This is a genomic window from Phenylobacterium zucineum HLK1 (assembly GCF_000017265.1).
In the GTDB taxonomy this organism is placed as follows: Bacteria; Pseudomonadota; Alphaproteobacteria; order Caulobacterales; family Caulobacteraceae; genus Phenylobacterium; species Phenylobacterium zucineum.
This window is the reverse complement of the sequence record NC_011144.1, coordinates 2,937,142-2,950,873: the sequence shown is the minus strand read 5'-3', so window position 1 is coordinate 2,950,873 and position 13,732 is coordinate 2,937,142. Positions and strand designations below refer to the sequence as shown.

Here is a 13,732-nt window from a genome sequence, read left to right as displayed (position 1 = left end):
GCGCCTCTGCGGGAGGTCCTCTACCCTGCCGGAAACACGGCGGAGGATTGCGATGGCGAAGGTGGTGAGGATCGGCGGGGCCGGCGGCTTCCTGGGGGATTCGTCGGTCGCCGCGCCCCAGCTGCTGCGGGGCGGCCCGCTGGACTACATGATCCTCGACTATCTGGCCGAGGCCACCATGTCGGCCTTGGGCCAGCTGAAGGCGGCAAGGCCCGACCAGGGGTTCGCCCGCGACTTCACCGAGTGGGTCTGGAAGGACAATCTCCAGGAACTCAAGGCCTCGGGGGTGAAGATCATCACCAACGCGGGAGGCCTGAACCCCCGCGCCTGCCGCGAGCGCATGCAGGAGCTGGCGGCGGCGGCCGGCCTCTCCTTCAAGATCGCCATCGTCGAGGGTGACGACCTGATGGATCGGCTCGGCGAGCTGAGCTCTCGCGGCCCGGCCGAGATGCACACCGAGATGTACACCGAGATGTACACCGAGATGTACACGGGGGCGCCGTTCCCCGACCCGGCCTCGGTTTTCAGCGCCAACGCCTACCTCGGGGGCAAGCCGATCGCCGAAGCGCTAGCCGCCGGGGCCGACATGGTCATCACGGGCCGTGTGGTGGACAGCGCGCTCACCCTGGGCGCCCTGATGCACGAGTTCGGCTGGGGCGAGGACGACTACGACCTGCTGGCGGCGGGCTCCCTGGCCGGCCACGTGATCGAATGCGGCGCCCAGGCGACCGGGGGCCTGTTCACCGACTGGGAAGAGGTCGAGGACTGGGCGCACATCGGCTATCCGGTGATCGAATGCACGGCGGACGGGACCTTCGTCGTCACGAAGCCGGCCGGCACCGGCGGCCTGGTCTCGCCCGCCGCCGTGGCCGAGCAGATCCTCTACGAGGTGGGGGACCCGCAGGGCTATGCCCTGCCCGACGCCGTGTGCGACTTCGCCCACGTGAAGGTGGAGGCTGTGGGCGAGCAGCGGGTGAAGGTCTCCGGCGCGCGCGGATATCCGCCCAGCGGGCAGTACAAGGTCTGCCTGACCTGGGGCGACGGCTATCGCTTCATCGGCGCCATGCCGGTGGTCGGCCGGGACGCCGCCCGCAAGGCGCAGCGCCAGGCCGAGGCCGTCATCGAGCGCGTCGGCGAGATGCTCCGGGACCGCAACCACCCGCCGCTGCGGGCCCGCCGGATCGAGGTGCTGGGCGCGGAAGCGACCTACGGCGCCAACGCCCGCCCCGAGGCCCGCGGCGTGCGCGAGGTCGTGGCCCGCGTCGGGGTCGAACACGAAAGCGCCGAGGCCCTGGGGCTGATGATGCGGGAGTTCGCCTCGCCCACCACCTCGATGAGCGTCGGCTCGACCGGCTGGTTCGGCGGCGCGCCGACCATCAGCCCGGTGGCGCGGGTCTTCTCCTTCCTGCTGCCGCGGGAGGAGGTCCGGGCCAAGGTCTCGCTGGGCGATGCGACGTTCGAGGTGGACGTCCGCGCGCCCAACCCGCCGTTCTCGGCGGAGGCCGTCGAGCGGCCGGTGGCGCCGCCCGACCCGGCGCCGGCCGGCGACCTGGTCAGACGGCCGCTCGCCGACGTGGCCTGGGGCCGATCGGGCGACAAGGGCGACGCCTTCAACGTGGCGATCATCGCCCGCAGGCCCGAGCTGCTGCCCTGGATCCGGCGCGCGCTGAGCCCGTCCGCCGTGAAGGCCTATTTCGCCCACGAGTTCGAAGGCGCGCCGAGCCCGCAGGTCATCCGCTACGAAGTCCCGGGACTCCACGCCCTGAACTTCCACTGCATCCAGGCGCTGGGCGGAGGGCAGTTCTCCAGTCTGCGGCTCGACGCCCTGGCCAAGGGCAAGGCGCAGCAGCTGCTCGACATGGAGATCGACCTGCCAGCGGCGCTCGTCCGCTGACGGTCCGATCAGCGGCCTCCGCCGCTCATCCCCGCGCTCGTCGCATTCGCCCTCAACACTGAGGCTTTCCGGTTGAAATAAGTATATAAGATATAGATAAATTGCACCGCTTGCTTGGCGGCCTTGTCCGCGCCAGACGCAAGCGCTGGTGAGGCGGAGCCACGGGCCGGATGATCGAGCAGGCGGACATCGTGGCGCCGGCGCCCGTACAGCGGCTGGCGGAGATACTTCGGCGTCCCCGCACCGTCCCCATGCTGACACTGCCGCCGCTTTGGCACTGGCTCTACTGCCTCGGGGATTCCAGGCCTGCCGGGAGCGTGTTGATCGGCGGCGAGGTGAGCCTCCAGCGACCGATCGAGCTCTTTGCGGCCCTCACCAAGCAGACCGAGCGCTGTTCGGATTCCGCGGGCGAGGTGAAGATGCGGCACGTGTGGCGCGTCGGGGAAGCGCAGGTCGCGACAGAAACGGAGCGCTGGGGCGCGCCCCGGTCGGGCAAGCCCGCCGGAGGCCTGTCTGCGGCGGCGAGTTGCGCGCGCGTGATCACCAGCGACGAGGTGATGCGCTTTGCGGCCGTTACCTACGACGTCGACCCCAGATACTTCGACCGTGACTGGGCCGGGGCGCCGGAGGTGCGCCGATGGGCGCCCACACGTCTCGTGGCGCTCCTGCTCCTGGAACTTCTGCACCGGGAACAGCCAGCCTCACAGGTCAGGCGCTTCTCGTTCCGCTTGCTGCAGCCAGCCTACGAGGACGAACCGTTGACCCTCGCGTTCGCTGCTGAGGGCCTCCGCGCCCGGCTGCAGGCCTGCGCCGCCGACGGCTCCGCGGTGATGTGCGCCGCGGCCGACACAGTGCTTTGAGACGGCCCTGAATGAAGGGTGGGATGGGCTCCCCACCGTCGGCTACAGGCCGGTGTTCCTCGACTTGGCGGTGACCAGCAGGCCCAGGCAGGCCGCCGCGGCGGTCACCAGCGCGAGCAGAGCGAAGGCGTCACCGAAGGCCAGGATCGTCGCTTCGCGGCCGAGCGCGGCGCCGAGGAGCGCAAGCGCTCCCTCGGCCGGCGCGTGGCTGCCGGCCGCTTCAAGGCGCCCGGTCAGGACGGCGAGGGCCGTTTCCGCGCGAGCGGACCCTACCGGAATGGCCGCCGCGAGGTCGCTCGCGTGCAGCGCCGTCTGGTACGCCAGGGTCGAGGAAAGCATCGCCAGGCCGATGGAGCCGCCGATCATCCGGGAGAGGTTGACCAGGCTGGACCCGCTCTTCACGAGCCGTGGGGAAAGGGTGGCGAGCGTCACGCCCTGGACGCCCACGATGGCCATGATCACGCCCAGGCTGCGCCAGAACTGCAGCAGCGCGAATTCGTTGAATCCCCAATCCTCCGTCACATTCCGTCCGAGCCAGAGGCCCATGGCGGACAGGCCGAAGCCGGCGACGATCGCGAAACGGGGATCCACTCGCGTGAGGACGAACGCGCGCAGCAAGGGACCCGCCAGGAACATGGTGGCGCCCGACACGACCATCGTCAGCCCGATCTGGACGGGGGAGAAGTCCTGAACGCGCGCCAGGAAGAGCGGCAGCAGGAACGTCGAGCCGAACAATCCCGCGCCCGAGACGGCCGTGAGGACGACGCCGATGGCGAAGTTGCGATCGCGGAAGGCCCTCAGTTCCAGGATCGGCTGGACGCAACTGAGCTGCCGCCAGAGGAAGGCCGCCCCCGTGAGGCCGGCGAGGACCGTGAGCCACAGGATCAGGTCGTCCTCGAACCAGCCGTCCTTGGGGCCTTCCTCCACCACGTACTGGATGCTCACGAGGAAGGCGGCCATCAGCACGAGGCCGGACCAGTCGAATCCCTTCGCGAGGCGGCTGTCGCCGCTGTCGAACGAACCGTATCGGGCCACGCAGACCAGCACGAGCGCCCCGGGGAAGACGTTGATCAGGAAGACCCACCGCCAGGACAGCCACTCGGTCACGTAGCCGCCCAGCGTCGGACCCAGCGTCGGCGACAGGCTGAGCATCATGCCCATCAGGATGTTGGCCGTTCCTCGATCCTTCTCCGGGAACGCCGTGAAGGCGATGGCATAGACGGTCGGGATCAGGAGGCCGCCAGCGAAACCCTGAAGCGCGCGTGCGAAGAGCATCACCTCGAGGCTGGTGGACAAGCCGGCGAGGACGCTCATGGCGATGAAGGCGGCGCAGGCGAGAAGATACAGCTTCTGGGTGCCGTACAGTCGGGAAAGGTAACCCGACAGCGGAATGCCGATCACCTCGGCCACGAGGTAGGTCGTCTGAATCCAGCTGATCTGGTCGGCGGAGGCGTCAATGCCAGTCTGGATGTGGGGCAGCGACGCGGCGACGATCTGCACGTCCAGCAGCGCCATGAACTGGCCAAGAACCATGGCCCCGAAGCCGATGTAGAGCCGAAGGTAGTCGACCGCGCCGTCTGGCTTTCGCGGCGGCCGGGCGACCGTCACGTCCCCATGCGGAACGTCGGGCGGGGTCGGGGTGGTGGCGTTCATGCGGTTCACAGTCAGGCTGCGATCATGCCTTCCATTATCTAACTGATCGAACTATTTCTTGGTGACGGCGCCATTGGCCGTCGACTGGAGGAGCGACCCATGCCGGAGTTGACCCAAGTCAGACTTCAGCGAGACGGCGCCCGTGCGACCCTGACCTTCCTCCGGCCGGCCGAGCTCAATGCGCTCTCGCCGACGTTGATCGCGGAGGCGCAGCGCTGCGTCAGCTCCGTCGCCCAGTCGGACGCCGGCGTGCTCGTCCTGGCGGCCGAGGGGCGATCGTTCTCGGCCGGTGTGGACCTCAAGGCCGTCTCGTCGCCGGATTACACGCCGGAGGTCGCCCGCCTCTTCTCGGAACAGGCGCGGGACCTGATCCGGCAATTGGAGACCATGCCGCAGGTGACGATCGCGCGGGTGACGGGACACTGCTTCACCGGCGGGCTGGAAGTGGCGCTGGGGTGCGATTTCATCGTCGCCGCGCAGGACGCGGTCTTCGCCGACACCCACGCGAAGCTGGGCTTCCGGGCCGGATGGGGCCTCAGCCAGCGCCTTCCGCGCCGCATCGGCCTGATGCGCGCGAAGGAGATGTCCTTCACCGCCCGGCGCGTGTCTGCGGCCCAGGCGGTGGAACTGGGGCTCATCCTGGACGCCGTGCCGGCCGAGGCGCTCGATCGCCGGATCGACGACCTGGTGAGCGCCGTGACGGAGAACAGCGCCGGCTCCATCGCCGCCTACAAGGTGCTCTACGACAAGGCCCAGAACGAGGGGCTGGAGGCCGGGCTGACCTTCGAGGCTACGGTCAAGCTGCCGATCGCCGATCGGGAGGCGAGGCTTGGCGCCACGACTCGCAGGCTGGGCTCGGGCTCCGGCCCGGCAAACTGAATTCAGAGCTCAAGAACATAAGCGCTCGCATCGCAGCGAGCCGGTGAGGAAACGGCAGATGACGGCAGGTACGGCGGCGCAGGGGAAGAGCGGCGAGACAAAGGCGTCCCCAGAGGCCTGGTGGATGCTGGCGGTTCTGTTCGGCCTCTACACGTTCTCGTTCATCGACCGGTACGTGATCACGATCATGGTGCCGGAGATCAAGCAGAGCCTCGGCCTTAGCGACTTCGAGATGGGGATCATCCTCGGCCCGGCGTTCGCTATCGTCTATTCGATCTGCGGCCTGCCCCTCGGCTGGGTCGCCGACCGGTTTCCGCGCCGATGGGTCGTCTTCATCGGTGTCGCGGTCTTCGGTCTCGCCACCGCGGCCTCGGGCCTGGCGGGCTCCTTCGTGGGCCTGTTCCTCGCCCGCATGTTCATCGGCATCGGCGAGGCTTCCCTCTCGCCCGCCGCCTACTCGCTCATGGCGGACAAGTTCCCGAGAAACCTCTTCGGCACCGCCAGCGCGGTCTACAACACCGCCGCCAAGGTCGGCACCGCCAGCGCGCTGACGCTCGGCGGTCTTGCCATGGGGCTGGCGGCCGGAATGGAGCTGCAGGTCCCAGGCCTGGGGGCGATGGAGCCCTGGCGCATGGTGTTCCTGATGGTCGGCGTGCCGGTGATGCTGCTGAGTCTGCTGGTGTTCACCTTCAGCGAACCGCCGAGGACCGCTATCCCAAAGCTCGCCGACGGCGAGAAGGCGCACAACATCCTGAGCTTCCTCAATGCGGAGAAAAGGGTGCTGGCGCCGATGCTCCTCGGCTTCTCGCTCATGGCGGTCTGTTCGTTCGCCCTGGCCTCATGGGCGCCAACCTACATCGCGCGACGGTTCGAATGGGGGCCCGCCCAGTACGGACCAATCCTCGGAGCCGTCAGCCTCGCCGCCGCGCTTACGCTCGTCTTCAAGGGGGCCATCGTCGACTGGCTCTATACGCGGGGCGGCAAGGACGCCTACGTGCGCTTCTACACCTGGCTTCTGATGGGCACGGCGCCCATCGCGGTCGTGACCTTCTTCATTCCCGATCCGCTGCTGTTCATGGCCTGCTACGGCGTCATCCAAGTGGTGGCGCTGCCGACCATCGTCTTTCTTTCCGCCGCAGTTCAGCTGATCGTGCCGGGTCATCTGCGCGGTCAGATGACGGCCGTGTTCCTCTTCTGCCTGACGGTGGTGGGCGGATCCACTGGGCCCGTCCTCGTGGCGAGCCTGACCGACTTCGTGTTCCGCGACGACGCCATGGTGGGCTACTCCATGGCGATCGTTCTTTGCTCGGCCATTCCGCTCGCTCTGGCGCTGCTGCGCTATTCGCTCCGCCCCCTGCGGGAGGCGGTGCTCAAGGTGGAGGCGCGCCAGGAGGCGGAGATCGTCTGGAGCAGCGATGCGGCGCCCGCAACGTCCGGGAGGCATTGACCCAGAAGGGGGTGCGGGGGCGCCGCGGCGCCCGCCGGTCCTACTCGAGAACGTCTAGGACTGTGGCCTTTCCGACGGCGCCGACCCAGAACGAGCCCGCCTTGGCCATGTGGTCGACCCAGTGGGCCTCGGCGCCGGGGCCATCGCCCTGCTCGATCAGGTCCGCCAGCTTCTCATGTGAACGCAGACCCACTTGGATGAGCTTCAAGGTGTTCTGCCTCTGCCGGCTGCGGTCACGCCGGTAGGCCAGTTCCATGTGTTGCTCAACTACGGCTTGCAGGGCGGTGCCGACCATGCCCAAGGCGACGTTGCCGCATTCCTCCAGGAGGATGCGGTGGAACTCGGCGACGGCCTTCGCCCGGAGCACGTCGTCCTCCCCGGCGGCCCACTCGACGGCGATGTGGGCGCGGAGGGCTGCGGACGCCTGCTTGCTTCTCCGCTCGGCTGCCAGGCGCGCGGCGGGCGGTTCGATGAGCGCGCGCGCCTCGTAGATGTCCTTCAAGGTCGCGTTCCGCGCTTGCAGGGCGAGACCGGCGGCGCGGGTGACCAGCTCGGTGGAGGCGGCGTTGACCCGGGCGCCGCCGCGGGCGCCGCGGGAGACGCTGATCAACCCCTCCGACTCAAGGATGCGGATCGCCTCCCGGATGGTGGGTCGGGAGACCTCGAACTCGGTGATGAGGTTCGCCTCGGGGGGGAGCTTGTCCCCGGCCTTGAGTTCCCCGTTGATGATCCGCTTCCGTATCCGGCTGGCGAGCACCTCCGCGGTCTTTGGGATGCGGACGTGACCGCCGAGAAGACTTTCAGACACTTGCGTTCTTGACCCCCAGGTTCGGCCTTACCTTAGATTGAGGCAGCTGAGTCAGACAAGTGATCCGACGTGTTGTCGAGGCGGCCTGAGGACGATATGGATAAATCAGTTATATAAATGGAGGGTTCCGTGGCGCTCGATTCATCGATCCGTTCACGCCTCACGCTGCCGGTCATCTGCGCGCCGATGTTCCTGGTGACCGGCCCCGCGCTGGTGCGCGAAGCCTGCAAGGCGGGTGTGGTCGGGGGGCTGCCGCGGCAGAACGCAGCGGACCTGGAGCGGTTCGACCAGTGGCTGGCGCAGATCCGAGCCGACCTGGATGCGTATCGCGCCGCTGAACCTCAGCGCAGGATTGGCCCCATCGCGGTCAACCTCTCGGTTCGACTGCCGGTGGACGAGCTGAAGGCCTGCCTCGCGGTGTGTCGTCGCCACGGGGTCGAGATCATCATCAGCGCCAGCGGCGACCCGACCGAACTGGTCAAGCACGTGCACGATTGGGGCGGCCGAGTTTTCCACGACATCACGAGCCTGCGGTTCGCCGAGAAGGCCATCGCGGCCGGCGCCGACGGACTGACCTGCATCGGAGCGGGCGGCGGCGGCCATTCCGGCACGATCAGCCATCTGGCCCTGATCCCCCAGGTGCGGGCGATCTTCGACGGCGTGATCGTGATGGCGGGCGCGGTCTCGACAGGGGCCGCCATCCGCGCCGCCGAAATCCTGGGCGCGGACCTCGCCTACATGGGCACCCGCTTCATCGCCACGCGCGAATCCGACGCGCCGGACGCCTACAAGCAGATGCTGGTCAGCGAGCGTTCCCAGGACCTGATCTACACGGGCGCGATCGCCGGGGTGCCGGCCAACTGGCTGGTGGAATCCATCCGGCGGAACGGGCTCGATCCCGAAAACCTGCCGATCCCGGAGGGGCGCGGCATGAGGCACGACCATCTTCCTGAAGGGGTCAGGCCGTGGAAGACCCTGTGGAGCGCAGGGCAGGGCATCGACCTCATCGAGGACATCCCGACCGTCTCCGAACTGGTGCTGCGGCTGCGGCGCGAATACGTCGCGGCCTGCGAGACCCCCGACATGGCGGAGGCCGCCCGCCTGGCCGACGAGGCGCTGAGCGCCCCGCGCGCCTGAGCGGAGGGGGCCTTCAGGGCCGCATCGTCAGGCTGACCGGGCCCGGCTTGCGCAGAGGCGCGGCCATGTTGGCGAAGCGGCAAAGGAGCGGGCGCGTCTCCCGCGGGTCGACGACATCCTCGATGTCGTAGGCCTCGGCCGTCCTCATCGGGGACTGGAGGGACTCCAGCCGGCGGTAGATCTCGGCGCGGGCGGCCTCCGGATCCTCGGCGGCCTCGATCTCCGCCCGATAGGCGGCCTCGATGCCGCCTTCGGTGGGAAGCGAGCCCCACCGGCCGGAGGGCCAGGCGAACCGCTGCGTGGGCGCGTTGATGGGCTGGTGCGCGGCTCCGCCGAGCCCGAAGGCGTTGCGGACGATCACGCTGCACCAGGGGCCTGTGAACTGGTTGATGGCGAAGAAGGCCCGCGCCCCGTGCCGCAAGGTGTTGGCCGTTTCGCCGCGCAGGCCGATCTCGAAGCCGGGGCAATCGACCAAGTGCACGACCGGCAGGTGGAAGGTGTTGGCCATGTCGATGAAGCGGGTGATCTTCTGCGCCGCCTGAGCGGTCCAGGCGCCGGCCAGGGTGTACGGATCGCCGGCCATCACGGCCACAGGCCAGCCGTCCAGGCGGGCCAGACCGGTGACGATGGACTTGCCGTATGCGCGCGAGATCTCGAAGAACGACCCGCGGTCCACCACCGCCTCGATGATCTTGCGCATCAGATAGGGCCGCCGCCGCTCCCGCGGGACGATCGACAGGAGGCTCTCCTCGCGCCGCTCCGGGTCGTCGGTCGGCTCGACGCGCTCGGGAAGCTCCCAGATCGAGCTCGGCAGGTAGGAGAGGAACCGGCGGGTGCGGGAAAAGGCCTCCGCTTCGCTATCCACCACGTCGTCGACCGCGCCGCTGGTTCCGTGCACGCTGGCTCCGCCCAGCTCCTCCTTCGTGCGCTTCTCGCCCGTGGCGCCGACGAGCGGCGGACCGGCCACGAAGAGGTGGCTCGTGTCCCGGATCATCATCGAGTAGTGGCTCGCCGCCACGCGCATGGCGCCCAGGCCCGCAACGGAGCCGAGGCAGAGGCCGACCACCGGCACCTCCGCCAGATTCTTGGCCATCAGGTAGACGGTGGGCAGGCGGTAGCGGCCCAGGGGCACATAGGTGCGTTGCAGGCGCTCCAGCTCCCGGACGGAGCCGCCGCCGCCGGATCCGTCGACCAGGCGGATCAGCGGCAGCCGGAACTCGTGCGGCAACTGTTCGGCGTGCCGCTGCTTGGGCTGGCTGCTCGCCTCGCTGGATCCGCCGCGGATCGTGAAATCGTCTCCGACCACGACGACCCGACGGCCGTCGACGCGCCCGAGCCCGAGGACGATGTTGGCCGCGGTGAAAGCTTCCCCTTCGCCGTCCGGTTCGCTGATCACCGATCCCGTCAGGCCTCCGAGCTCCTCGAAGCTGTCTGCGTCCAGCAGCAGGGCGATCCGCTCGCGCACCGTAAGGCGGCCGGCGTTGTGGTGCTTCTCGACGGCGGCCTCGCCGCCCATCCGGGCCGCGGCGGCGCGGCGACGACGCAGGGCCTCGACTTCAGGGGACCAATCCATGCCGTCCTTCCCGTTCTTCAGCCGAGTTCCATGCGCGCGATGACCTGGTCCTCGCTCACCGCCTCGCCGGCCGCGACCAGCAGTTCAACCAACCGTCCGCCCGCCGGGGCGTGGACGGGAATCTCCATTTTCATGGCTTCGAGAATGGCGATGGGATCGTCCGCCTCGAGCTGATCCCCTGGCGCGGCCTCGAGGGTCCACACGGTTCCGGCGGTGGGGGAACGTACGTCCCGGACGGTAGGCATGTTCAGCGGTCCTCCTCGCGCGCCATTCCATTGTGGCGCATTTATATCTAACCAGTATAACTATTTTGATATCCATGGGAACGCCTGGGAGGGTGCGATGGACTTCGACGACACGCCAGAGGAGGCGGCCTATCGCGCGAAGGTCCGGAGCTGGCTGAGGGAGAACGCCCCGGCCGGCACGCGGGAGAGCCGGCTGCGCCGCAACGCCGGCGAGGACCTGGTGGCCGAGGCCAAGGCCTGGCAGGCGAAGAAGGCCGATGCCGGCTACGCCGGCATCCTGCGGCCGAAGGCCTGGGGCGGCGGCGGCGGCGGCCTGATGGAAGAGGTCATCTTCGGCGAGGAGGAGGACGCTCTTGGCCTCTACTACGGCATCTTCACGATCGGCGTCGGCATGTGCGTGCCGACCCTCCTCGCGTACTCGGACGCCGAGACGAAAGAGCGCCTGGTGCGGCCGACCATTCGCGGCGAGAAGATCTGGTGCCAGCTCTTCTCGGAACCCGGCGGCGGGTCCGACCTCGCGGGGGTCAGGACCCGGGCCGAGCGCGACGGCGACGACTGGGTCGTGAGCGGCCAAAAGATCTGGACGTCCAATGCGCATATCGCCGACTACGGCATTCTCCTCGTGAGGACGGACCCGGCGGTTCCGAAGCACAAGGGCATGACGATGTTCTGGATCGACATGCGCAATTCGCCCGGGCTCGAGATGCGGCGGATCCATCAGATTTCCGGCATGTCGGAGTTCAACGAGGTGTTCTTCACCGACGTGCGGGTCCCCGACGCCCAGCGCATCGGAGAGGTGAACGACGGCTGGCGCGTTTCGCTGGTCACGCTGATGAACGAGCGGCTCACGACCGGTTCGAGCCGCGGTCCGGACTGGCAGGAGCTGGTCGGCCTCGGGCGGCGGACGCCGGCCGGGGATGCTCCGGCGATCGCGCACGGCGCGGTGCGGGAGCGGATCGCCGACTGGTACGTCAAGTCGGAGGGTCTGCGGCTGACCCGCCTGCGTTCGATCACCGCCATCTCGCGCGGGGAGCAGCCGGGGCCGGAGGCCTCGATCGCCAAGCTCGTGGCGGCGTCGCAGGCGCAGGACATCGCGATGGAGGCTGTCGAAACGCTGGATCAGTTCGGCATCATCGCCGACCCGGAGATCGCCCCGCTGGGCGCCGCCTTCCAGCAGGCGCTGATGATGTCGCCGTCCCGGCGGATCGCCGGCGGGACGGACGAGATTCTGCGCAACATCATCGCCGAACGCGTGCTGGGGCTGCCCGGCGACATCCGCGTCGACAGGGATCTGCCGTTCCGGGACATCCCCACGGGACGCCGGGACTGAGCACCGCCGCTCAGCCGACGGCGGCCGCCGCCGCGGGCTGCTCGGCCCCGACGACGATCACCTTGGGGCCCGGCGGGTCCGCGTAGAGGTCGGCGACGAGTCCTGCGCGGCGGCTCAGCACGCCCCGTTGGTTGATGTAGCCCTTCTCGGCCTGCTCGTCCCCGACCGGCGGCTCCTCGAGCAGCATGAGGCGCGCGACCTTCAGCGACGAGCCGTGGGAGCGGGCGTTGTGCGCCGCCAGGCGCTCGGCCACGAACCGCCGCACCGGCTCGGTCGCCAGCGTGTCGGACAGCGGCGCGCCGGGCGGCAGGCCCGCCAGCCGCGCCGCCTGATCGAGCTTCGGCCAGGCCAGGACCGCGATGTAGTCGCGGTCGTGGCCGGCGATCACCGCGTCCTGCACAAGTGGCGCGAGCGCCTCGATCAGCGCCACCCGGAGCGCCCCGACCGACACCCAGGTGCCCGTCGAGAGCTTGAAGTTCTCGGTCACGCGCCCGTCGAAGACGAGCCCGGCGCCCGGATCGGCCGTATCGGCGAACGCCGCGGCGTCGCCCGTGCGATAGTAGCTCTCCTCGTCGAAGGCCTCGCGGTTGATCTCCTCGCCTCCGAGATAGCCGGGGCTCACCATGTCGCCCTTCACCCGCATCTCAAGCTTGTCGCCGTACGGCACGAGCTTGATCTTCGCGCCGGGGTAGGGGACGCCGATCTCGCCCGGGCGCTCCATGGGCCGGGCGGAATGGGTGACGGCCTGCACCTCGGTCGTGCCGTACTTCGTGCAGAACGCGACCCTCTCCCCCAGGGTCTCCATCGCCATCGCCTGGATCCGTTCGAAGATGTCCTCGGACAGAGCCGCGCTGCTGTAGCAGAAGTAGCGCACGGTCTTGAAGAACCGCGTGCGCAGATCGGCGTCCTCCTCGAGGGCGTCCGCTAGCTGACCATAGAGGATCGGCACCGAGTTGAATTCGGCCGGGATCACCTCGCGGAGGTTGCGCAGGGTCTCGGCGAACTGGCCGGGCAGCGGACGTCCCTCGTCGATGTAGTACGAGCCGCCATCCTCGATCGCGTAGTTGAGGTGGATGATCCCGCCGATGTGGTTCCAGGGCATCCAGCTGAGCCGGGTGGAACCGGCCTCCGCGGAGGAATCCACCAGCAGCGCGTTGCGCGCGGCGATCTGGGCGCAGAGCGTGCCTTGCGTGTGGATCACCGCCTTCGGCGCGCCTGTCGACCCGGAGGTGAAGACGTATCGCGCGACCGTTTCGGCCGTGACCCTGGCGAGCGCGTCCTCGACCGCGGCCGTCGGCTGGGTCGCGACGAGATCGGAGAACGCTGCCGTCGGGACGCCCGGGATCGGCTGTAGGGACACGACGGTGACCCCCGCCAGCGGCAGCGCCTGCAACGCCCGCGCGTACTCCGGACCCTCGACGAGGATCATGGCGGGGCGGCAGAGATTGAACACGTGACGGAGCTTGGCGAAGTCGTCGGCGAGCAGGGAATAGGCGGTGGCGACGGCGGTGACGGGGGCGCTCACCCACTGGGACGCCAGGGCGAGCACGGCGTGCTCGGGCGATGGCCCTGACAGGATCATGACCGAGCGGCCGGGCCCCAGGCCTTGGTCGAGCAGCGCCTGGGCGAGCGCCCGCACCTGCCGCGCCGCTTCTCCGTAGGACAGTCGGCGCCACTCGCCCCATCCGCCTCCGGCCAGCCGCTCGCGCTTGGCCACGAACGTGCTGTTTCCGCACTGGACGACACGCTCGGCGAAGAGATGCGGTATCGATCGCGCAGCCGGGGCCGGCGGCGTGGTCTGCTCGAGCACCACGGACCCGTCGATGCGATGTTCGACCTGCACCGCCGCCGGTCTGATCGGCAGCGCGCGCACCTTGGGCTTATGCGGACTCATGGTGCTTCCTCC

Annotated in this window: 11 protein-coding genes; 6 read left to right on the top strand and 5 right to left on the bottom strand. The window is 69.0% G+C overall.

The genetic code is table 11. From position 1 onward, the window contains the following. Window positions 1-52 precede the first annotated feature (52 nt). Window positions 53-1,894 carry an acyclic terpene utilization AtuA family protein gene (locus PHZ_RS14185; protein ID WP_041373557.1) on the top strand — a complete coding sequence of 614 codons (1,842 nt, stop codon included), beginning with the start codon at window positions 53-55 and terminating at the stop codon, window positions 1,892-1,894. Between the two features lie 170 nt (window positions 1,895-2,064). Then, entirely contained in the window at window positions 2,065-2,754 is a 690-nt protein-coding gene (locus PHZ_RS14180) for a hypothetical protein (protein ID WP_012523113.1), read from the top strand. Between the two features lie 42 nt (window positions 2,755-2,796). Here the strand turns inward: PHZ_RS14180 and PHZ_RS14175 are convergent, their stop codons facing one another. After that, entirely contained in the window at window positions 2,797-4,407 is a 1,611-nt protein-coding gene (locus PHZ_RS14175) for a DHA2 family efflux MFS transporter permease subunit (protein WP_148216875.1), read from the bottom strand. Window positions 4,408-4,506: 99 nt separating this feature from the next. Here PHZ_RS14175 and PHZ_RS14170 point away from each other — a divergent pair, with 99 nt between their 5' ends. Continuing rightward, a complete protein-coding gene (locus PHZ_RS14170) occupies window positions 4,507-5,286 on the top strand; it encodes an enoyl-CoA hydratase/isomerase family protein (RefSeq protein WP_012523111.1) in 780 nt (259 codons plus the stop codon). Between the two features lie 58 nt (window positions 5,287-5,344). Then, a complete protein-coding gene (locus PHZ_RS14165) occupies window positions 5,345-6,733 on the top strand; it encodes an MFS transporter (RefSeq protein ID WP_012523110.1) in 1,389 nt (462 codons plus the stop codon). Between the two features lie 40 nt (window positions 6,734-6,773). On the opposite strand, the gene PHZ_RS14160 is transcribed toward PHZ_RS14165, so the two are convergent. Then, window positions 6,774-7,490, bottom strand: coding sequence for a FadR/GntR family transcriptional regulator (locus PHZ_RS14160; protein WP_049758264.1), 717 nt, complete (start codon window positions 7,488-7,490; stop codon window positions 6,774-6,776). Between the two features lie 180 nt (window positions 7,491-7,670). On the opposite strand from PHZ_RS14160, the gene PHZ_RS14155 reads away from it, so the two are divergent. Beyond that, window positions 7,671-8,678 carry an NAD(P)H-dependent flavin oxidoreductase gene (locus tag PHZ_RS14155; RefSeq protein ID WP_041374242.1) on the top strand — a complete coding sequence of 336 codons (1,008 nt, stop codon included), beginning with the start codon at window positions 7,671-7,673 and terminating at the stop codon, window positions 8,676-8,678. Between the two features lie 13 nt (window positions 8,679-8,691). Here the strand turns inward: PHZ_RS14155 and PHZ_RS14150 are convergent, their stop codons facing one another. Together PHZ_RS14150 and PHZ_RS14145 are read right to left on the bottom strand one after the other, a co-directional pair. Continuing rightward, window positions 8,692-10,251, bottom strand: coding sequence for an acyl-CoA carboxylase subunit beta (locus tag PHZ_RS14150; protein WP_012523107.1), 1,560 nt, complete (start codon window positions 10,249-10,251; stop codon window positions 8,692-8,694). A 17-nt stretch (window positions 10,252-10,268) separates the two neighbouring features. Next, window positions 10,269-10,496 (bottom strand): acetyl-CoA carboxylase biotin carboxyl carrier protein subunit, encoded by a 228-nt coding sequence (locus PHZ_RS14145; protein ID WP_012523106.1) that lies wholly within the window; start codon window positions 10,494-10,496, stop codon window positions 10,269-10,271. Window positions 10,497-10,593: 97 nt separating this feature from the next. Between PHZ_RS14145 and PHZ_RS14140 the strand changes: the two genes are divergently transcribed. Then, window positions 10,594-11,826: an acyl-CoA dehydrogenase family protein gene (locus PHZ_RS14140; protein ID WP_012523105.1), complete on the top strand. Its 1,233-nt coding sequence runs from the start codon at window positions 10,594-10,596 to the stop codon at window positions 11,824-11,826. A gap of 10 nt (window positions 11,827-11,836) precedes the next feature. On the opposite strand, the gene PHZ_RS14135 is transcribed toward PHZ_RS14140, so the two are convergent. Continuing rightward, a complete protein-coding gene (locus PHZ_RS14135) occupies window positions 11,837-13,720 on the bottom strand; it encodes a feruloyl-CoA synthase (protein ID WP_012523104.1) in 1,884 nt (627 codons plus the stop codon). Window positions 13,721-13,732: the final 12 nt, after the last annotated feature.